This is a genomic window from Bacillus sp. FSL R5-0585 (assembly GCF_038004545.1).
Lineage (GTDB): Bacteria > Bacillota > Bacilli > Bacillales > Bacillaceae_G > Bacillus_A > Bacillus_A cereus.
This window is the reverse complement of record NZ_JBBORJ010000001.1, coordinates 1,338,705-1,359,436: the sequence shown is the minus strand read 5'-3', so window position 1 is coordinate 1,359,436 and position 20,732 is coordinate 1,338,705. Positions and strand designations below refer to the sequence as shown.

Sequence of the window (20,732 nt, the reverse complement as noted above, 5' to 3'; positions counted from 1 at the left end):
CCTAATTAGAAACGATATACTAGGCCGTACATAATAAACATATTTATGATAAAAATTGAAAGAGCAATTGGTACTTGCGCTTTAATAACCGCATTTTTATCCTTTAGCTCTAAAAGCATCGCAGGTACGATATTAAAGTTTGCTGCCATTGGTGTAAGCAGCGTCCCGCAATATCCAGCAAACATACCGAGCGCTGCCATAATTGCTGGGTTTCCGCCGTGCATTTGAACTATTAAAGGTAAGCCAATTCCGCCAGTAATAACAGCAAACGCTGCGAATGCATTTCCCATTACGACTGTAAATAGCATCATGCCTAAACAGTACGCCATAACGGCAACGAACGGATACTCTGTCGGTAGCACTTGTCCGACTAAGTCTGAAACAACTTGTCCAACGCCAGACTTCGCGAATATACCGCCAAGTGCTGCTAACATTTGTGGTAAAATTACAGCCCAGCCAACAGCTTGTAATAGTCTGCTTCCTTCTTGTACAGGTGTTGTTATTTTTGATTTTGTAATACGCATCGCCGCAACAAATGCGAGTAATGCACCAAGCGCTAGTGCAACTAATGTTACTTTATCTGGATCAACAAGAGAGACATTTCCCCATTTAATTTTCCCTAAGGTCAACGTACCGATAATTGTAAAAATAGGAATTAATAGTGCAGGCATAAAAATTTTATTTTTTAATTTCTCAGCATGTTTCACACGTTCTTGTACTGGAACTTCTTTTTCCTCTGATTTTGTTACTTTATTTAGCGAGGCTAAAACGACCATAGCGAGCACGATACAGCCAACGTAAAACGAAGGAATTACATTTCCAAATAAAAATGTAACTGCAAACAATGCCCAAAATAAACTAGAACCGAATCTGTTTGGATGTTCACGATCGAATGCGATACGAACAGCGATAAAAGCAACGATTATCCCTAATACATAATAGATTGTATCCATTGTGATGATGTTCATATTAAATTGCCTCCTTCTCTTCTTTTCCTTCTGCCTTCATTGTTTTCTCTATATATTTATCAAACCTTCTAAATCTAATCCAGCTTACAATAAGTGCAGATATTGCTGTCGGAATGCCCCAAAGTGCCATATCCCATACTCCGACATGCATACCTACTGAATCGAAGAATCCTTTCATTAATAAAATAGCTCCAGTTGCGATGAAAATATCTTCTCCGAAAAACCAAGCTGTATTTTCAGCAGCTGCTGCGTTTGCTTTAATCTTTTCTCTTAATTTTTCAGGAAGTTTACCGTATTTACCTTGCGCGGCCCCTTCTGCCATCGGTGCAACGAGCGGCCTTACTGTTTGCGCATGCCCACCAATATTAAGCCCTAGTGCTGCTGATGATTCTCTTATCGTAAAATATGACATTAATACTCTTCCAGTTGTTGCTCCTTTTGATTTCGTTATAAGTGCTTCTGCTCTTTCTTTTAAACCGTAACGCTCTAAAATTCCGATTACCGGTAAAGTTAATATAATTGGCATAGACATATATCTATTTTCTATGAAAAATTTACCGAACATGCTGATCACATCATAAAAACTTAATCCTGAAACCATACCAGTAACAATACCTGCAACCATAACTACTAAAAGTGTATTTAATCTAAATAAAAAGCCCACTGCAACAAGTAGTATTCCGATTAATTTAATCATCCCAGCACTTCCCCCTATTTTTTATTTCGGTGCACAAATAGAAATATCATTAAGTTTGAATGTTCTGTATATTCTTTTTGCAAATTGCACTGCTTTTTCCCCATCACCGTGTAAACAAATTGTTTGCGCCTGAACTGCTACTTTCTCTCCATTGACCGCATTTACATGGCCTTCTTTCACCATTTGAAGTACTTGCTTTATCGCTTCGTCTTCATCTTTTATAAGCGCATTTTCTTCTGTACGGCTCGTTAATGTACCATCTTGCTTATATGTACGATCCGCAAAAGCCTCTTGTACAAGAGTTACTTTGTATTTTTCTGCAGCCTGTATAAACGCCTCGCTATTTGCTAATCCATAAAGTAATAGACTTGGATTTATATGATAAATTGCCTTTGCAATTGCATCTGCAATTTCCGGATTAGACGCCGCCATATTATATAGAGCTCCGTGCGGTTTCACATGATGCATCTTCCCTCCAGCCACTTTTACAAACCCTTCTAATGCGCCGATTTGATATAAAACATAATCATATACTTCACTTGCTGAAACATTCATGTTTCTTCTACCGAATCCAATTAAATCAGGAAATCCAGGATGCGCCCCTATTGCTACGTTATGCTCCAAAGCTTTTTCAACAGTTTGACGCATAACAGACGGATCACCCGCATGAAAACCGCAAGCAACGTTTATAGAGGAAACGAACGGAAGAATTTCATCATCATTCCCCATTTTATAAGCGCCAAAACTTTCTCCTAAATCACAATTCAAATCAATTGTAGTCATGATATTTCCCTCCTGCTCTCAGCTTCGTAAAGCGATGAATTTCTTTAATAGATTCCTATTTACTTCTTGTTCTATGTGCAATTGTTCCGCTTCTTCAAGCGTAATTTTCTCAAAAGAAACATAGTCCCCCGGCTTTAGCTGGGCAAGAAGAGGTAAATCTACTGAAATGATATTTCCCATTCTCGGATAGCCACCTGTCGTTTGCCTATCTGCCATTAATATAATCGGCTGTCCACCATTAGGAACTTGAATGGTTCCAAATGTAACAGGACTCGATAAAATCTCTTTTTCTTCAATCCTATTTAATACTTCTCCCTCAACCCTATAGCCCATACGGTCAGCATGATTAGATACCTTATACTCTTTCGTAAAAAATGCCTTTCTACTTTCTTCCGTAAATTGATCGTATTCAAAGTCAGTTATGACACGAAGCTTTGGATGTTTCTTATACTTTGGTAGTACGCTGTTGCTAATTGCCCATTTCGTTTTTATTCGCTCATCTTTTTGTAAGTCTTGAATGAAACAATTCGCCATTTCTGGTTGTGCACCAATTTGGAAGTAGTCACCCTTTTTCAACATTCTTCCTTCTATACCACCAATCGCAGCACGTATGTACGTACTTTTACTTCCCATAGTGCGATCAATATGGATGCCACCCGCAAAAGTCACATACGCTCTGCAACCACTTTTCACCTTTCCAAAACAAAGCATACTACCTTCTTCCGCTAAAATGGGACGCCATAACGGGATACGTTCTCCATTCAATAACGGTTCCATGTCTGCTCCGCCAATCGCAAGTAAAGTCGGTTTCTTTATTAACAATTTAGGTCCCATAATCGTAATTTCGAGTCCGGCTTCATCCTCTTCATTACCAACTAACATATTGATCATCCGAAGTGCACTTTGATCCATCACCCCGCCAACTGGCACACCGTATTGTTGATAATGAGATCGCCCTAAATCTTGGACTGTTGTAAACATTCCCGCATGCAAAACCTCTACATCCATTTTTTAGCCCCCTCAAGCGATACGTACTCTTCCTTCGTTATTGGAATAAATCGTAAATACATACCACTTTGAATATATGTTGGTATTTCTTCTTCCGGATTAAATAATGAAATAGGAGTTCGGCCGATAATATTCCATCCTCCTGGTGTTTCAAGCGGATATATACCTGTTTGATTTCCGCCAATACCTACTGAACCAGGAGAGATTTGTAACCGTGGTGTTTCTTTTCTAGGTGTTTCTAATTCTTTTGAAAGTCCTCCTAAATACGGGAACCCTGGTGTAAAACCTAGCATATATACAAAATATGTAGTTTCACTATGTATTCGAATCACATCTTCTACTTGTAAACCGTGATAATGCGCGACTTCTTCTAAATCTGGTCCATATTCTCCCCCGTAACAAACGGGTATAGAGATATGTTTCACATCCTGTTTTACTTCTTCTTTATAAGAATCACACAGCTCCTTTATATACTGGCGAACGTAATCATGTGACCTTTCACTTCTCTCATTTCCCTTCCATACTTCGTATACATTGTAGTAAACAGCTAATGAAGTAAACGACGGAACGCACTCTATCATTCCTGCAAACGGATGTTGCTGCAATGCTTGAAATAACCGCTGTACTTTCTCATATATATCCCTCTTAATTTCTTCACCAAATGTAACAATAATTGCTTGATCCCCTAACGCAGAAAATTTCATCCTACTCCCTCTTTCTATGCCAAAAAGCCGAGTTCTTTCGAAATGCGATGCGCTGTTTCTTTCACCTTCGCAATAAAATATGAAATGTTACTTTCGTTGTACTCAATTGCTAATCCCGAAATACTAATGCCTGCTACAACCGTTCCATCGCTCGCGAAAATGGGTGCTGCTATCGCGGCTGTATGATTTTCTAACTCAGAATAACTAATGGTGTAGCCTTCCTTTTTTGCCATTTGCAACACTTCTAACAATTGTTTCTTATCCACGATTGTTCCATCTGCAAACTGTTTTAAATCTACTTCCTCTATGTATCTCCGTTTCTCTTCCTCAGAGAAATACGATAGTAAAATTCTTGGACATGCGCCAGCATAAAGAGGTGCTCTTCTTCCAACCGCCGTATACACGCGTACCGGCTGAACACCTTCCATTTTTTCAACATAAATTGCGTCATTTCCATCCTGAATTATTAAATTAACTGCCTGTCCTAAACTATCTCTAAGTTCTTTCATATAAGGAATTGCTATATTTCTTACTGATAATCGGTGTGAAACAAGTTGACCGAACCGTAAAAATACGACCCCTAAACGATATTTCCCCTTTTCGTTTTTTTGTAAAAACTCCATCTCTTCCAACGAACCAATTAAACGATAAACAGATGTTTTCGGCATATTTGTAAGCTGAACCATCTCAGTTAAACTTAGCTCTTCATGCTCATAAAACAACTCTAAAATATCCATTGTCTTAACTGCCGTTTTATTTATACTCATTCTATCTCCCTTTCGTTCCGAATTACGGAACTTAAATTCCGTTTTTCGAAACAAACATATAATTTAAAATTATAAAATATTCTTTCAATTCAATCAATAGATTTTAAGCAAATAAAAAAGTATGGAAGAATATCTCTCCCATACTTCACCACACTTTATAACGCTCTTATTTGTTCCAACGGCCAGAAAACAGCTTGTCCTTTTCCGACAATTTCATCTTCTGAAATAAAGCCAAACATGCGACCATCCTTAGAAACTTCACGATTATCCCCTAAAACAAATACTTGGCCTTCTGGCACTTTCGTTTTCCCAGTGATTTGTTCTAACGTAAAGTCTGGAGTTAATACACGGCCTACTGCTTTTTCTTTAAACTGTTTTAAATATGGTTCTTCCATCGCTTTTCCGTTTACATATAAAACATCATTTTTATACTCAACTGTATCGCCTGGCAAACCAATTACTCGTTTTACTAAATCGTATCCTTCTTTCCCGTGGAAGACGATAATATCAAAGCGATCTAATCCACTTATACTATAACCAATCTTATTCACGAGAACTCTTTCGTTATTTTTTAAAGTGGGCATCATTGATTCACCTTGTACTAAAGAAGGTGTAAATAAAACACCGCGAATAATAGCAATTAATACAAGGGTAAAACCTATCGTTTTAGCCCAAGAGAATAATTCTTTCTTCGTATTTTCCTTCATCGTTTCTCCTCTTTCTTAAGCACTTATTTTATTATTTCAACTAATTCTTGTACTAAATTAGGATCTATTTCAGAAAAACATGATTTTTCTTCTCTTACCGCTGTACCGACATGCGCCTGCGTGATTCCAGTTTCATCTAGCAATCGCTTTATATTTTCTTTCGTCACGCCAGCTCCAGCTACAAGCTGAATTTGACCATCGCTTACCTTTTGCATTTCTGTAAGCACCGGAATATTCTCTACTATATTTCCTTGTCCACCTGAAGTTAAAACGTGAGTCACTTTATGAAACTTCTTTAAAGTTCTCATCGCTTCTACTGGATTTTCTATATCATCTATCGCACGGTGGTACGTTACATTTATTCCATCTACAACAGATAGTAAGTCCGCTAATTTCTCTTCATCCACTTCATTTCGTTCATTTAATACGCCTAATACTACACCAGCTGCTCCTAACTTCTGTGCAACTATAATATCTTCTTTCATCATTTCAATTTCTTCTTCCGTATATGTAAAAGACTTCGCATGCGGACGAATCATAACATGAATTGGTATACTTACCGCTTCTACCGCTTTTTTTATAAAAGCATAGCTCGGTGTTAAACCACCTTCTGTATAAGATGAAATTAATTCAATCCGCTTCCCGCCACCGCTTTCAATTCGTTTTACATCTTCTAAACATGTTGCAATAACCTCTAGCATGAGATGACCTCTTTTCGTGCTTTTTTCTTATTATAACATTAGTAAAAATAAGAAGCCTAGCTTTCTCCTTTAAAACTTAAAAAAGAAGAATGAAAAGAAAGATTTTTTATTAGCAACGATTATTGATAACATCCTATTATTCATGTACACTCCTACCATAATGAAAAAGCCCGTCATTTTGACGGACTTTTCTAATTTCAAGCTTTTCTTTCCTCAGTTTTCATATCAATGCCTAATTGATCTTCTAATAACTTTACACCTTTCTTTGTAAGATGGACAGCTCGGTTCTTATCCGTTTTCGTAATCCATCCCTGTTCAAAAAGCAGTTTTGCAATTGCAGACCCTAACCAACCAGAAATATGGTAGCGTCGTTCACTCCAATCAAGACAAGGTTTTGCAAATACCCTCCTTTTTATATCTGCCTCATCAACATTTATTCCAAAATTCAGAAACCATTTCTTACCTTGTTCCGTTACAATGTATTCTCCATCCTCTAAAATTATAAATTGCCTATCTAGTAATTTTTCAGTTATCTCTACACCGAGTTTGCCTGCAAGATGATCATAACAAGTTCGAGCATAACGAATTTGTTTTAGTTGGCTTGATTGTTTTAAAGAGCGAACTTGAACTGTTGGTGCAATTGTCCCTAACTTTTCAAGCACTTCTGCAACTTCTTGATTAGCAAGTCGATAGTAACGATGTCTACCATGTTGTTCAACTGTAAGTAAATTCCCTTCTACTAATTTAGAAAGATGCGAACTAATTGTTGGATGTGACACTTTTGCCATATAAGCCAATTCACTAGCAGGTAGTGCCTGATTATTCATTAGACAATCTAAGATGATTGCTCTTGTAGGTTCAGCAATTAGTTTAGCTATATATGAGATATTCGGATATACATTCATATTTCGATGATACCCTAACTATTAAATTGATACAATTATTTTAAGTTTAATAGTAAAGGAGAATGTATTATGAATGCAATTGATCTTAGTATATTAAATTTAAAAGAAACGAGAAGGCGCTCAGAAAAATTATGGAATTCTCTTCCCGATAATTTTCTTAATTGGAAGCCTGATCCTGAGGCTATGTCCTTTGGTGAAATGATTCGTCACGTATGGAGCTCAACTTTTTACTATCATATGATTATAAAAAACAACGGTTCAATAAACGACATACGTACCCCGTATGATGACGAGCCAATTACTTGTGTAAAAAAAGAAATTGAATTGGCACAATCACACTTTACTGACTTCATAGAATATGTTCAATCAATAAGCATAGCCGAGCTAGATTCAAGACTTATTGATCGAAGCGATGTTGGCTATCAACGATATTTAGGTGATATGCTATTACGAATTGCCTATCATGATGCGGTCCATGCGGGTCAATTTTTACAATATTTGCGAATGGTTAACTTGGAAAGACCTTTAATTTGGGATTAAATACGAAAAATGTTTATACAGCCTCCAAACTGGCATTACAATAAGAATTTTTCAACAAGAAACAATCACAACACCATGATAATCATTTATATTAAAAACCTACATCTCCATTAAGTACTTCATACACATAAAAAGCACGGGTTTGATTACTAATCAAACCCGTGCTTTCAAAACAACTATAATATCCATAAACAATAAAATGTAAACTTCAAAAATCACGACCGAAACGCCGCATCCGCCAGCATAGACAATGTTGCATCATCCATCGGTGGATTGTGTAATCCTGCTCTGACGTTTAAATAGTAACGATGGAGCGGATTTTTTTCTGATAAACTTTTTGCTCCTACGATGCGCATCGATTTATCCACTATAGATATCGCCGCATTTGTTACAGCATATTTCACAGCTGCTAATTCTGCTTGCAGTGATAGTTTATCTTCTGCCTCATCGTACTTTTTCGCAATTTGATATAAAAAGACACGAGCTTGCATAAGCTCAAGTTCTAACTCTCCAACTAATTTTCTAACATTCGGCAATAAACTAATAGAATGATTTAAACTATTTGGCTTGTATGATTCCGCAAATTGAACTGCATAATTTCTTGCTGATTGTGCAATTCCTAAATAACATGCTGGTATATGTAGCAACCAGCCAATACCCTTTTGTTTCACTTTCCCGCCTTTTACATCCGTAAAAAAGCGGTTGTCTATCTCTACATTTTGTAAGACAAGGTCGTGGCTAGCAGTCCCTCGCATTGCAACGCTATCCCACGTTTCTTCAATAGATACACCGAGTGTATTTCTTGGAATAACAAACCCACCAACTTCTTCACGGCCTTCCATACTTGCTGAAATAATAAAATAATCAAGTACTGGCGCCATCGTTGTAAAATTTTTTCTTCCATTTATAACCCACTTCTCGCCTTGTTGAACCGCTATTGTTTCTGGTTTGCCGCCACGCGTCGGACTCCCTGTTTTCGGTTCTGTTGCTGCTCTGTTAAAGAGCGCACCATTACGTACTTCTTCGCAAAACCATTTGAACATCTCATCATTCCAAGAGCGATTTTCCGCTAGCTCCTTCACAATGCCAAGATGCCAGCCAATCGATAATGCAGTAGCTCCGCAGCCTTCCGCGATTTTCTCTTGAAATAAAACAAAGTCATATAAAGAAATCGCACTACCACCAAATTCCTTCGGTAATGTTAATTTCGTATATCCGATATCTTTCAAATCATTTATATTTTCATACGGAAATGATCCTAATTCACTTAGCTGATGCTCCCTTTCCATGAACTTCGGAATCAATTTATTTATTTGTGCAATAATGAAAGATTGTTCTTCTGTTTCAACAAATGAGAGTGCCATACTATAATCTCCTTTATGTTCGATTCATCAACCGCTCACTTTTTCATTATGATTATACGAAGCTACCTCTCTATTGTTTCACTATTCCGATAAAAATACAATGTTTTTGACTAATAAGAAAAGTTCCTATTTAAGGATAGGTTCTTTTCTTATGTTAATCTCCCTTCAATGCCTTTAATGGCAAAGAGGTTACATATCCAATATACGAGAATAATTCTTTAAAGAAGAATGGAATTTCTGTGTCTAACGTTTTATATGCTGATGTCGGCGTTGGTGAAGCATACGCTTCAATATTAATATGTTTTGCAATTCTCATTGCGCGTTTCATATGAAGTGGATCACTTACAATCGTGTATGTGCGTATTCCGTTCTCTATTCCAACTTGCTTCGCATTTTTTAAATTTTCTTCAGTGAAAAGGGATTTAGTTTCAATTAAAATATCTTCCTCTTTTACACCTTGTTTCATTGCATATACTCTTGCAGTACGTGCTTCCTCAAGTTCTGCCTCGAACTTTGTACCACCTGTAAAAATAATCTTTTTAATATTTCCGTTCTTATATAAAGAAATCGCATGATTAATTCTTTCTTTAAATACAGGAGATGGTTTTCCGTTCCATGAAGCTGCTCCTAGTACGATACCAGCATCCGTTTTCACGTCATCATTTGCTTTAAAACGATAACTCCAAATATCGTAAGCTGCATAACTTACATATAAAATAGCAGAACAAATCATTAGTAAAAATACTTGAAAGATTCGTCTTTTCTTACTCTTCTTATTTTCTTTCATTTGTAATTGCCTCCGTACATCATCCATACTTCTATAAAAAACATTTATATCAAATCGTTTTGTTTGAGTTTATTTAAAAGAAGGAACTTTACTTGTTATTTATGTATAAAAGGGTTTTCATTTAAAATTGAGGATTATCAATTCATTTTCATTTGCGGTTTTCATTACATTTTTTAAATTCATAAGTTTATTACCATACAACTACATTGTAACGAATTTTTTCTCAGAAGGGAACGATGAAACAAAAGGAATTAAAATAAAGTAGCATTTTGTAAGAAAAAAGGTATATTTTTCATATCTCACGAACAATATACCTTTCAAAACACGAATTATAACTTTTCTTTATACAACTCTAATTTTTCTAACAATTGTTCTTTTACGCCTGGCCATTCACTCGAGATAATACTGTACACCACCGCATCTCTCACATAACCATTCGGTAATTTTCTTTCATTTCGAAGCACACCCTCTTTTACTGCGCCTAACCGTTCAATTGCTCGTTGTGCTTTTTTATTTCTTGCATCCGTCTTAATTTGCACTCTCAGCATATGCAATTTTTCAAAAGCATACTGAAGAAGCATATACTTACACTCTGTATTTATACTCGTACGTTGCACACTCGGATGATACCACGTTTGCCCTAACTCAACTGTCTTATCTTCTACTGAAATATTATATAAACGTGTACTTCCTACAATCTTATTCGACTGTTGATCTACGACTATGAAAGGTATTTGAGTACCTCTTCCGTAACCCTTTATCGCTTTTTGAACGTATTGTTGCATATCTTGCACACTATCCATTTTAGAGATTAAATACGCCCAAATATCCCGATTTCCTTCTACAATCGAAAACAAAGTTTCGACATCAGTATTATCCATTAACCGCAACTTTGCTCTTTCGTGAATAATTTCCATTTTTAAGCCCCCTTTGTTGTTACTATATCATAAGAATCAAAAACGTATTATAAGAATATCCCGCTTTTAAACAAAAGAAGCCCTCTTTTTACAGACGGCTTCTTTTTTATAACTTTACCTTATTAAAACTTTAAAGCAACAAATAAGCAATCGGCGTAATAATAAGTAACGTTAAAATCGTTCTCTGCACATATAAAATAATAAGTTCAGATACTTTTAATGGAATATCTGTTGATAATATACAAGGAATGGAAGCGGAGAAAAACAAAATAGATGATACGGAAACAACTGCAATAACAAACTTTGTCACGAGTGGTGCACTTACTACTAATAATGACGGTAAAAACATTTCTGCAATGCCAACTGATGCGGCTTTAGCAGCTAAGTCTGCTTCTGGTAATTGTAATAGCCATGTAAACGGATAGAAAATATAACTGATCCAATCAAATATTGGCGTAAACTTCGCTAAGACGATACCAATTAATCCTACTGACATAATGGATGGTAAAATTCCCATTGTCATAATAAATCCGTCTTTTAAATTCATTGCAATATTTTTCATAATGCTCGGTGCAGACTTTGATACTTCTAACGCATCTTCCCAAGCACGTTCTAACATTTTCTCTTTATAAACAGGCTCTGGGAACCCTTCTTCTGTTACATATGTATCTGGTTTTCTACTAAGGGGTGGGATTCTTACGGTGATAGCAGTCACGATGAATGTTACAACAAGTGTAGTCCAAAAATAAACATTCCATAAATGCATAATATCTAATGTTTTTGCGATGATGATCATAAATGTAGCGGATACTGTAGAAAATCCTGTAGCGATAATCGCCGCTTCTTTTGTCGTATACTTTCCTTCTTTATACACGCGATTCGTAATAAGGAGAGCAAGCGAATAACTTCCAACGAAAGACGCAACTGCATCGATTGCCGATCTCCCCGGCGTATTCCATAATGGCCTCATAATCGGACGACAAAATGTACCGATAAATTCAAGCAATCCATATCCGACTAATAACGCTAAAAACGCCGAGCCAATTGGAACGAGCAAACTTACTGATATGACTAGCTTCTCATATAAAAACGGTCCAACATCTGGCGCAAAGAACCAATCTGGTCCTACTTTTAAACAATATAATATGCCAAAAACAACGCCAACTACTTTTAAAATAGAAAAACAAATGTCTACGATAGATGCATTCCATTTCTTCGTATAAAATGGATAAATCGCACCAATTGCCATAACAAATAATGCATAATAAGGTACTATGCCAGGAACCAAAGCCCTAATCCACGATACGATATGATCAATCATAATAGACGATGCACCGTTTATCGTAACAGGAACGAAAAACATAAACACTCCAACGAGACTAGCAAGTATAAATCGAAGAATAATCCCCTTCTCTTGCCCTGTCTTAATTACATTACTCTTTAATTCAATTTCCCTCAAAATTCGACACCTCCTATTATCTAAATATTCTGTATAGTTATGTCGTATTCCTTCTTTCCGTTTCTACTATTTAATCATATGAAAAAGCCTATTTTAAAATAGGCTTTTCTATTACCCTTTATAATCATCCACAATCACTTGCGTGATACGATACGATTCTTCTGCTACTTTTTCATTACTATCCCTATTCGCATCATATGTAATTAACGCCTTCCAAAGTGCCCATCCTCTCGCTCTATTCCACGTTTCTTCATCCATGCGTAATACTTCTTTAAATACATTTCTACTATTTTCATCAAAAAACGTCCACGCCATCGCTGCATCACAAGCAGGATCTCCTACACCTAAAATACCAAAATCAATTACAGCACAAAGCTTTCCATCTTTAACGAGTAAATTCCCTGGCGCTACATCTCCATGAACCCAAACTGGCTTACGATCCCATGTCGAACTAAGTGCTACATTCCAAAGGTGCTTTAATAATGCCTCGTCAAAAACATCCTTATTATTTTCAATAGCAACTCTCGCCTCTTCATCATATACAGATATAAGTCCGCCTCGGTAAAAATTATGTGTTCCAGCTAAAGGTCCGTTACTCGCATTAATAGATTGCAATTCCACTAAAAAAGATCCTAAGTCCGCCGCAAATTCACTTAAGTCACGAACATTTTCTTTCGTGACTGTATCCCCTTCTATCCACTTATTAATAGACCAAGGCCATGGATACGCTTCAGATGGATCTCCTTTCGCAACTGGTGTAGAAATTGGTAAAGAAAGCTCCTTACTTAATATAGGTAGCCACTTATTTTCTTTCTCTACTTGCGGCGCATATGCCGCCTCACTTGGCAATCTTACACTCATCTCATCCCCTAAGTGAAACGTCCTATTATCATGCCCACTAAACTTTACAGGTTTCACTTCTAAATGGGCCCATTCGGGAAACTGTTCCTGTATTAACTTTTCAACTAAACTTACGTTAATTGGATGCATTCACATTCTCCTTTTCTTTTGAAACTTACTAAGCCCATCCGTACTTCCAACATATCCAAAACCATTTTTCTTATAAAAATCATTTAACGTACGATTATGCCCCACGCAATCTAACTTCAAATACTCTTTATCACATTGCACATTCTCTTCTACCCACCGTAAAACCCTCTCTCCTATTCCATTCCCCTTATATTTTCGTTTCACCGCAAATCTATGAATATATAATGAATTAGAAACTTCCTCTTTACCAAAAATATGTTCATCCCATTCATTTTGTTTAGGAGAAACTGTAACCGTACCAACTATTTCATCTTCTTTCAGAACAACATATGTATATTTCTCTCTTATACATTCTAGTATTTCAGCCGTAGCTTCCTCTCCTAAAAGATACTGCCACTGATCCACTTCTTTATATTGTAGCCATTGTGCTACCTCTTTTAATAAAAGGATAATACTATCACTTTCATTTTCAGTAGCAATTCGAATTGCATATTCTTTACTTATATTTCTCTCCATATTGCCTTTCCCCTTTCAAATTGCTACCATACTGACAAACGAGTCCTTCCATCATTTTCATCTGTAATATATTCTACATAAAATCCTTGATTCACTGCGTTTTCATACATTAATTCAATCGATTTTTGATCTTTCGCATAAATTTGTATGTATTGAGCATCCACCGCTAATACAACTACCTCACACTTGCTTTCCTTAAACTCTTCGTATGTTTCAATATCTATCGCTATTTCTCCTTTAGGATATGCTTTTAAATCTGCAAAAATAAGATAATATATGTTGTCTTTAACTAACTTTTTCAACGCTAACCCTTCCACTACACTTGGTTCTTCTGGAAATAATGCCTCATCCAATTCACCACGTGCTATTAAGTAGGACTCCTCATCCCTCACTCGCCAATCAAATACAGTAATATCAATTGGCTTTAATACTTTCCAAAGTAAATTATCATATCCATCTAGAATATCTACTGTAATCCCTCTTTTCATATGTCTGCTCCTAGCTTATTTATTTTTGTTCTATACATTATATATCAAATTTAATTACTATATTTTGTCGATACATAAGTACATCATAAAAAAACCGCTCCACTACTAGCGAAACGGTTTCCTTCTACTTACATTTACATATCTTATTCAATCGTTGCACTGCGTTTTAAAATAACTTCTAATATATTCACCACATCAGTCATTCTTAATGCTCACTTCGACTTCACGAAGTAATATAAAAACCATACTGCATGATTTTGTTCATCCGCAGCTATTCTCCGTAACAACTCTTTCAAATGTGCATCCGATGTCTCATCTGAAATTTCCAAATAAAAATCTACTGTTTTTTGTTCATCTTGTATAGCGAACTCTAATCCTTGTAAATACGTATTTGGGCAGTCTTCAGTAATTTGTGGTTTTGGCTGCCTACCAGTTAAGTTCGTATAAATTTGTACAAAGTTGTGGAAATGCTTTATTTCATCATTACGAATTTCAAGAATTTGTTTTTGTTCTACTTGATTTGGAGCCATATTCGCTAATTTTGCATAGCAGCTTATAGCGCTATACTCTCCATTTATAGCTTTTTCAATATCACTAATTAACTTATCATTCTGCCTATACCAATCATAATAATTCGAATTATACATCATATCCCCCCATACTTTCGCTTAACATTTTATGCATTTAGAAATAGTAGGAGCCTGTGTATATAACGGGACGGCTTTAGATTGAAAGAAAAGTTTGAGAAAAGGGTCTATTTTGTAAAGGAATTGCTTATGCATAAAATAATACTATTATATACTGTTGCTATAAACTCTCGCGGGAGTTAGGAAAATAAATTCGCGAATCAACGATTGGTTCAACATGATGCGGTGCGAAGCTATTATGAGTTCAGTGACATAACTAGGAGGTTCCACTATGCCATCTTTATTTAAAACTATGGAGTTCCAGCTAAAAACCGAACGACTTGACCTGAGTATGTGGGAGGAATCCGATTCAGTTTGGATGAGAAAATTAATTGGCGAACGTGGTGTGGACATGCCGACCCTCGACTCCGTTCGTAACCGGCTTATTGAGATGCGCAAGAAGGCAGACGAAAATGGTATTTCCCTTCTCACTATTCGAAGGAGAGACGAAGGCGATTTCATTGGATACTGTGGCTTAATTATCGGTCGTTCCACACTTGAAGAGCCGGAGATTGCATACGAGTTGTTCCGCAGCGCTCATGGTAAAGGTTATGCGACTGAGGCCGCATCTGTTGTACTGGACGCGGCGATTGCTACTGGGCGCCAAAGACTTTGGTCGACTGTAGGTGCTTGGAATATCGCTTCCCTCCGGGTACTAGAAAAGATAGGATTTAAGCGGCATCACAGTACGTGGGATGATGAACGTGGTGAGATTGTTTGGAACGTACGCGATCTTTAGAGATTTCGCCTTAATTCTAAACACTACACTTTTCAACAATCAGGCATTTACATTGAGAAAAAATCACAAACAAGCCGTTTCACTAATTAGTGAAACGGCTTGTTTTTAAGCGTTCAATTCTGTTTTATGCCCTTTTACTACACTACGTTTGAGTGCAGTTGCTAATATAGTAACCATACTTACTATACCAATCCAAACGAGTACAGTAACAGGTGTATTCCAGCTTAACCCTTTTCCGAAGAAGAAGATTTCTCTTAGGCCTTCAACCATAAATTTCATTGGTAACCATGAGTAAACCCAGTCTTGATAAAACGGAGACAACATCTCAGGTGCTAATGATAATAACGGTGCCCCGAAGAATAGTAATAAAGCGAATAAACCGATTCCTTTTAGCCCAACTAATGATAGTACTGCAGATATCATTAAGAAGAAACTAAAAGAAGTAATGGATAAGAATAGAGCTGTATCCGTGAAGTTCGAAATATTTAATCCTACCATCCCATCTGCAATCCATGTAAGACCAAACCCAATTACAAGTGTCGCAATAGCTCCTGTTACGATTTGTTTTACTTTTAACAGAAAGTTTTCTTTTCTTGATCTTACTGGCATTTTACTAATCGCAATAAAAATAATCGCTGCACTAGCTAAACTTGCAATCCATAACGGCTGGAACAATGATATTGGTGAATTACCGTTCGCACTATTTTTGCCAACCTCATTCACATTTTTCACGTTCTTTACAATAGGTGTTACTAATTTCGCAGCTTGATCTGTTGTTACAGTAGCTCCTTTTGCTTTCAGCCCTTCTAATATTTGCGTACGAACATTATTGTTCATATTATCAACGATCACCTGTAATATTTGCCCTGCCATAGTTGATGCAGCCGTATTCATTCCTTGATTAATATATATTTCTATCTCAGGTGAAGATGGCTGTGGCGTTCGTAACGACGCTTTTTTTGTGCTAAATTCTTTCGGGATGACTAATGCCGCGTAATACTCTTTATTGTTTAATCCCTTTTGAACGGCTTCTTTATTTTTTACTTCTACCCACTTCACTGCGGGTTCTTCCTCTGATTTCGCTGTTTTTTTCATGTTATCAACCATCGTTTGCCCCATATTCATTTTCGGTTGATTTGGAATTTCTACACCTTGATCCTCATTTACAATTGCAATTGGCAAGTTTTTCGGCTTTGGTTGAACAGTTGGAAATAACGTTAATGAAAAAATAAAAACAACAAGTAGTGCAATAACTGGTGATAAAAATAAAAGTTTATTTTTAAACATTTTCTTTTCTCCTCCTTTAATTTGATCTATAATAACCAACAACGTGTTGTTTATTTATATTTTGAATTATATGTTCGAATTGAACCTTATACAATAATCAAAAATCGTGAATGTGTTGGTTATAAGACACATTTTCCAAATGTGTTGAGTAAAATTAAGGAGGGATATGCTTTGCGCGATAATAATTTAGATTTGCGTGTTGTTCGTACGAAAACTGCCATACGAAATGCATTGGTGGAGCTAATTGAAGAAAAAGGTTTTGACGCCATTACAGTGAAAGATATTACAACGAAAGCAAACATTAATCGCGGTACTTTCTATGCGCACTATCAAGATAAATTTGATTTAATGACAAAATGCCAAGAAGACATTATGTACGAGTTTTCTAAAATTGCTAAACAAAAATTCCCGGAAGTTATCGCTGACCTTGGATCAAATCCTTCTCCAACAATGCCATTTATACTTATCACTTCTATTCTTGAATTTCTAAATGAAAATAGTGATTTTATGAAAGCTGTATTAAGTCCAAAAGGAGATTTATCTTTCCAAACAAAACTGAAAGATTTTATGTGGAAAACAATATTTGAAGATACGAATGGTGCTCTCATTAATAAGGAGAATTTACTTGTCCCAAGTCAATACTTAGCTTCTTATATGGCATCTGCTCATATTGGTGTGATTCAGCAATGGTTAAATACCGGGCAAAAAGAAACACCAGAGGAAATTGCTCTTATTTTATCTACAATCGCAGTTCATGGACCTTTTTATGCGGCTGGTTTAAAGAAATAAGTCAAGTATATATGAAAAGATCATCCACTATAATAGCAGATGATCTTTTATTTCATTACAACACTTCAATATACCCTTCTGTTCCATGTACCCGAATTCGTTGTCCGTCTTTTATTAATTTCGTAGCATTCTCTACTCCGACAACTGCTGGTAATCCATATTCACGTGCAATCACTGCTCCGTGCGTCATAAGTCCGCCAACTTCAGTGACTAACCCTTTTATAGACACAAATAACGGTGTCCAGCCCGGATCAGTAAAAGCAGTAACTAATATATCTCCTTCTTCTAAATTCGCTTCTTCCATGTTTAAAATCACGCGAGCTCTTCCCTCTATAACTCCTGAAGAAACAGGCAAACCTACAATCGCATCAGCTGGGAGGTTTTCTCGTTTATATTTACCTGTAATGATTTCTCCATCAGACGTCATGATACGAGGAGGCGTTAGTTTTTCATATAATTTGTAATCATTTTTTTGTTTTTGTATCAGCTTGTAATCTAGTTTACTCGTGCGAACAACTTCGTGAAGTTCTTCAAAAGTTAAATAGTATATATCATCGACTTCACGAATGGCACCGCTCTGGACAAGTTGCTCAGCTTCTTTCAATAACGCCTGCTTATATATGAAATAGCGATTAATCATACCGTATTTTGGATATTCACGATAGCCGATACAATTGCGGATGTTACGAATCATTCGCTTCGTCTCTTCTACTTTTTGTTTACTATCCGGCAAGTGCTGTAATCGCTCTATTAACTCTTCTTCTTTTTTCAAAGCTTCTTGCAGTCCTTCTTCAAATTTCCGCTTACTAGCACCCGCTTCAAAGTCTCTTATATTATTTAAAATCATTGGGATAATGGTTGTTGGCTTTTCACTCCAGCGCGTTTTCGTAATGTCGATTTCGCCGCTGCATCTCATTCCATATTTATTTAGAAAAGCATCGATTGCCTCTCGAGCTTCTTCTCCACCTTTAAACTGAACTAGTTCATTTAAAAAGCTATCATCTTCTACATGTTGTAAATACGTAATAACTTCTTTGTACGGCCGAATCACATCAGCGACATCCATTAATGCTAAACCCATTTCAGATGTAATATTATTTTGTACGGATTGAGAAAGCGTGTCTGCTGCATTTTTTTCACCTAACCATTGCTCCATCTTTTCATTTATCCATGTTGAAGCATTCATACCAGCCATAATGACAGCGATACTTTGCGGGTTAAACAATACTTTCTTTAATTGCTGAATATCTTCCAAAATAAAATCAAGTACGTCCACTCCTGATTTCAGTTGCATATTTTGTTTTAACTCTTCAAGTGATGCTTCACTATTCTTTATTAATTCCGTAACGATTGCTGGATCATTTTCGATTTCTGGTTGCGCGCTTGCAGGTGGCACACCTTTACCAACACTCTTTTCTTTTTCATCATCTGGTAATAATTTAATAAAATTATCTCGCTCAACTATAGTCGTTAATGCATCTCTTACGAGTGGATCCGATTTTCCTAAAGTGTTTATTAAGTAATCTCTGCTAGCAGGTAAAGCTAATTGTTGCGTAGCATCGACAAATAACCTGCCTCCCGCTTTACGCATAGGGGCACTAGTCGTTAACAAGAAAAAAGATAAACCTAATGGTTTCATCGCATCGGTCATCATTTGTTGGTGACCAACTGATATATACACGTGATTTTCCCCATCATTTACTTCTGGAATTGGATATAAAGTCGTAATCGGTCTGCTTTGGACTATATAAATTGTATCATCAACTAAGCACCATTCAATATCTTGCGGACAACCAAAATAAGCTTCGATTTGTCTTCCGATGCTTGCTAGTTGTAAAATCTGTTGTTCAGTAAGTGTTTGAACTTTTTGCTTATTAGGAGCAATTTTCTTTCTCTCTGTTCCGCCTTCTTTTCGTCCATAGATGGCTAATTTTTTCGTTGCGATGACCTTTTCGACGATTTCGTCTTCTTTTACCTTATAATTATCTGCAGAAACCAATCCAGATACTAGCGCTTCGCCAAGTCCAAAGCTGGCATCGATTGACAACACCTTCCTATTCGAAGTAATCGGATCCGCAGTAAATAAAATCCCTGAAGCCACAGGGAAAACCATTTTTTGAATGACAACACATATAGAAACTTGATTATGATCAAAACCGTTTTGCATGCGGTATATAACCGCTCGATCTGTAAATAAAGAAGCCCAGCACTTTCTTACATGCTGTAAAATCGCTTCTTCTCCGATAATATTTAAATACGTATCTTGTTGACCTGCAAATGAAGCATACGGTAAATCTTCAGCCGTAGCACTCGAACGCACGGCATACGCATGTTCATTTCCAAAACGCGAGAGATAATGAGCTACTGCTTCCACTACATCAGTAGGGATTTCTACTGCCATAATGACTTCTCTAATCTTCTTACTCATTTCACCAATTTGAGCACGCTCTTCCATTTTCAACTTTGTTAGCTGCTGCAACAAAGTTTGAAACTCTTCATTTTGCTCGATAGCCTTTTCATATCCTACCGTTGTAACACAAAAACCTTCGGGTACTTGTATACCTTGAATGTTTGTTAACTCCCCTAAATTCAAACCTTTTCCACCGACGAGCAAAAGCTGCGTGTTTTCTATTTCCTGAAAATCGAGAACGAAAGAACTCATGTAACATCTCTCCTTACTTTACGTGTGTTCTTGATTGTATCAGTAGTAAACGAGAATAAACAGTCTATTTCGAACTTGATTTACATGATATAATTAACTTAGGAAGAGATAATTATTTTTATTTCTCCACCTCTCATTCACTTCAATTCCATCTCCAAAACTAAACATTTTTTCATTACGAAAAGCATCTGTACAATTCATCGTCTTATTTAATGGCGTTTTATTAGTTACTGTTATGTATTTTTTATATAAATACACATTAAAATAT

Annotated in this window: 22 protein-coding genes; 3 read left to right on the top strand and 19 right to left on the bottom strand. The window is 36.4% G+C overall.

Annotated features, from left to right (window positions below; translation table 11 throughout):
• Positions 1–5: 5 nt before the first annotated feature.
• The 9 genes from MKY38_RS07040 to MKY38_RS07000 form a co-directional block, all read right to left on the bottom strand.
• Positions 6–968, bottom strand: a complete 963-nt coding sequence (locus MKY38_RS07040) for a DUF979 domain-containing protein (RefSeq protein ID WP_001021658.1) — start codon at positions 966–968, stop codon at positions 6–8.
• Position 969: 1 nt separating this feature from the next.
• Complete coding sequence (locus tag MKY38_RS07035; RefSeq protein ID WP_000593392.1) at positions 970–1,665, bottom strand: DUF969 domain-containing protein; 696 nt, start codon at positions 1,663–1,665, stop codon at positions 970–972.
• Between the two features lie 21 nt (positions 1,666–1,686).
• A complete protein-coding gene (pxpA, locus tag MKY38_RS07030; RefSeq protein WP_114555947.1) occupies positions 1,687–2,448 on the bottom strand; it encodes a 5-oxoprolinase subunit PxpA in 762 nt (253 codons plus the stop codon).
• Positions 2,449–2,466: 18 nt separating this feature from the next.
• Positions 2,467–3,456 (bottom strand): 5-oxoprolinase subunit C family protein, encoded by a 990-nt coding sequence (locus tag MKY38_RS07025; RefSeq protein ID WP_114555946.1) that lies wholly within the window; start codon positions 3,454–3,456, stop codon positions 2,467–2,469.
• Complete coding sequence (pxpB, locus tag MKY38_RS07020) at positions 3,447–4,160, bottom strand: 5-oxoprolinase subunit PxpB (protein WP_000672280.1); 714 nt, start codon at positions 4,158–4,160, stop codon at positions 3,447–3,449. Before pxpB ends, MKY38_RS07025 begins: the two co-directional genes overlap by 10 nt.
• A 14-nt stretch (positions 4,161–4,174) precedes the next feature.
• Positions 4,175–4,927 (bottom strand): IclR family transcriptional regulator, encoded by a 753-nt coding sequence (locus tag MKY38_RS07015; RefSeq protein ID WP_000026361.1) that lies wholly within the window; start codon positions 4,925–4,927, stop codon positions 4,175–4,177.
• 155 nt (positions 4,928–5,082) lie between these two features.
• Complete coding sequence (gene lepB / locus MKY38_RS07010) at positions 5,083–5,634, bottom strand: signal peptidase I (protein ID WP_046392850.1); 552 nt, start codon at positions 5,632–5,634, stop codon at positions 5,083–5,085.
• 23 nt (positions 5,635–5,657) lie between these two features.
• Positions 5,658–6,335, bottom strand: coding sequence for a copper homeostasis protein CutC (locus MKY38_RS07005; RefSeq protein ID WP_065224607.1), 678 nt, complete (start codon positions 6,333–6,335; stop codon positions 5,658–5,660).
• Positions 6,336–6,532: 197 nt separating this feature from the next.
• Complete coding sequence (locus tag MKY38_RS07000) at positions 6,533–7,240, bottom strand: ArsR/SmtB family transcription factor (protein WP_065224608.1); 708 nt, start codon at positions 7,238–7,240, stop codon at positions 6,533–6,535.
• A 69-nt stretch (positions 7,241–7,309) separates the two neighbouring features.
• On the opposite strand from MKY38_RS07000, the gene MKY38_RS06995 reads away from it, so the two are divergent.
• Positions 7,310–7,780 (top strand): DinB family protein, encoded by a 471-nt coding sequence (locus MKY38_RS06995; RefSeq protein WP_000991272.1) that lies wholly within the window; start codon positions 7,310–7,312, stop codon positions 7,778–7,780.
• Between the two features lie 215 nt (positions 7,781–7,995).
• Here the strand turns inward: MKY38_RS06995 and MKY38_RS06990 are convergent, their stop codons facing one another.
• The 8 genes from MKY38_RS06990 to MKY38_RS06955 form a co-directional block, all read right to left on the bottom strand.
• Positions 7,996–9,144 (bottom strand): acyl-CoA dehydrogenase family protein, encoded by a 1,149-nt coding sequence (locus MKY38_RS06990; RefSeq protein ID WP_137050098.1) that lies wholly within the window; start codon positions 9,142–9,144, stop codon positions 7,996–7,998.
• A 154-nt stretch (positions 9,145–9,298) separates the two neighbouring features.
• Positions 9,299–9,931 (bottom strand): YdcF family protein, encoded by a 633-nt coding sequence (locus MKY38_RS06985; protein ID WP_000662216.1) that lies wholly within the window; start codon positions 9,929–9,931, stop codon positions 9,299–9,301.
• 329 nt (positions 9,932–10,260) lie between these two features.
• The gene (locus MKY38_RS06980; protein ID WP_078439859.1) at positions 10,261–10,848 is read right to left on the bottom strand and encodes a GNAT family N-acetyltransferase; all 588 of its coding nucleotides are present in this window, start codon (positions 10,846–10,848) and stop codon (positions 10,261–10,263) included.
• 130 nt (positions 10,849–10,978) lie between these two features.
• Positions 10,979–12,307, bottom strand: coding sequence for a YjiH family protein (locus tag MKY38_RS06975; protein ID WP_137050099.1), 1,329 nt, complete (start codon positions 12,305–12,307; stop codon positions 10,979–10,981).
• A gap of 111 nt (positions 12,308–12,418) precedes the next feature.
• A complete protein-coding gene (locus MKY38_RS06970) occupies positions 12,419–13,297 on the bottom strand; it encodes an aminoglycoside phosphotransferase family protein (RefSeq protein ID WP_078439857.1) in 879 nt (292 codons plus the stop codon).
• Positions 13,298–13,813, bottom strand: a complete 516-nt coding sequence (locus MKY38_RS06965) for a GNAT family N-acetyltransferase (RefSeq protein ID WP_065224612.1) — start codon at positions 13,811–13,813, stop codon at positions 13,298–13,300. It lies immediately after the preceding gene.
• A 23-nt stretch (positions 13,814–13,836) separates the two neighbouring features.
• On the bottom strand, positions 13,837–14,301 hold the full coding sequence (locus tag MKY38_RS06960; RefSeq protein ID WP_000820201.1) for a DUF2691 family protein: 465 nt from the start codon (positions 14,299–14,301) through the stop codon (positions 13,837–13,839).
• A gap of 212 nt (positions 14,302–14,513) precedes the next feature.
• Positions 14,514–14,948 carry a ferritin-like domain-containing protein gene (locus MKY38_RS06955; RefSeq protein ID WP_000282830.1) on the bottom strand — a complete coding sequence of 145 codons (435 nt, stop codon included), beginning with the start codon at positions 14,946–14,948 and terminating at the stop codon, positions 14,514–14,516.
• 271 nt (positions 14,949–15,219) lie between these two features.
• Here MKY38_RS06955 and MKY38_RS06950 point away from each other — a divergent pair, with 271 nt between their 5' ends.
• Positions 15,220–15,726, top strand: a complete 507-nt coding sequence (locus MKY38_RS06950) for a GNAT family N-acetyltransferase (RefSeq protein ID WP_001139531.1) — start codon at positions 15,220–15,222, stop codon at positions 15,724–15,726.
• A 105-nt stretch (positions 15,727–15,831) separates the two neighbouring features.
• On the opposite strand, the gene MKY38_RS06945 is transcribed toward MKY38_RS06950, so the two are convergent.
• A complete protein-coding gene (locus tag MKY38_RS06945) occupies positions 15,832–17,013 on the bottom strand; it encodes a YhgE/Pip domain-containing protein (protein WP_341048505.1) in 1,182 nt (393 codons plus the stop codon).
• Between the two features lie 171 nt (positions 17,014–17,184).
• Here MKY38_RS06945 and MKY38_RS06940 point away from each other — a divergent pair, with 171 nt between their 5' ends.
• A complete protein-coding gene (locus tag MKY38_RS06940) occupies positions 17,185–17,802 on the top strand; it encodes a TetR/AcrR family transcriptional regulator (RefSeq protein ID WP_065224614.1) in 618 nt (205 codons plus the stop codon).
• A gap of 55 nt (positions 17,803–17,857) precedes the next feature.
• Here MKY38_RS06940 and ppsA read toward each other — a convergent pair whose 3' ends face one another.
• Complete coding sequence (ppsA, locus tag MKY38_RS06935; RefSeq protein WP_065224615.1) at positions 17,858–20,464, bottom strand: phosphoenolpyruvate synthase; 2,607 nt, start codon at positions 20,462–20,464, stop codon at positions 17,858–17,860.
• Positions 20,465–20,732 lie beyond the last annotated feature (268 nt).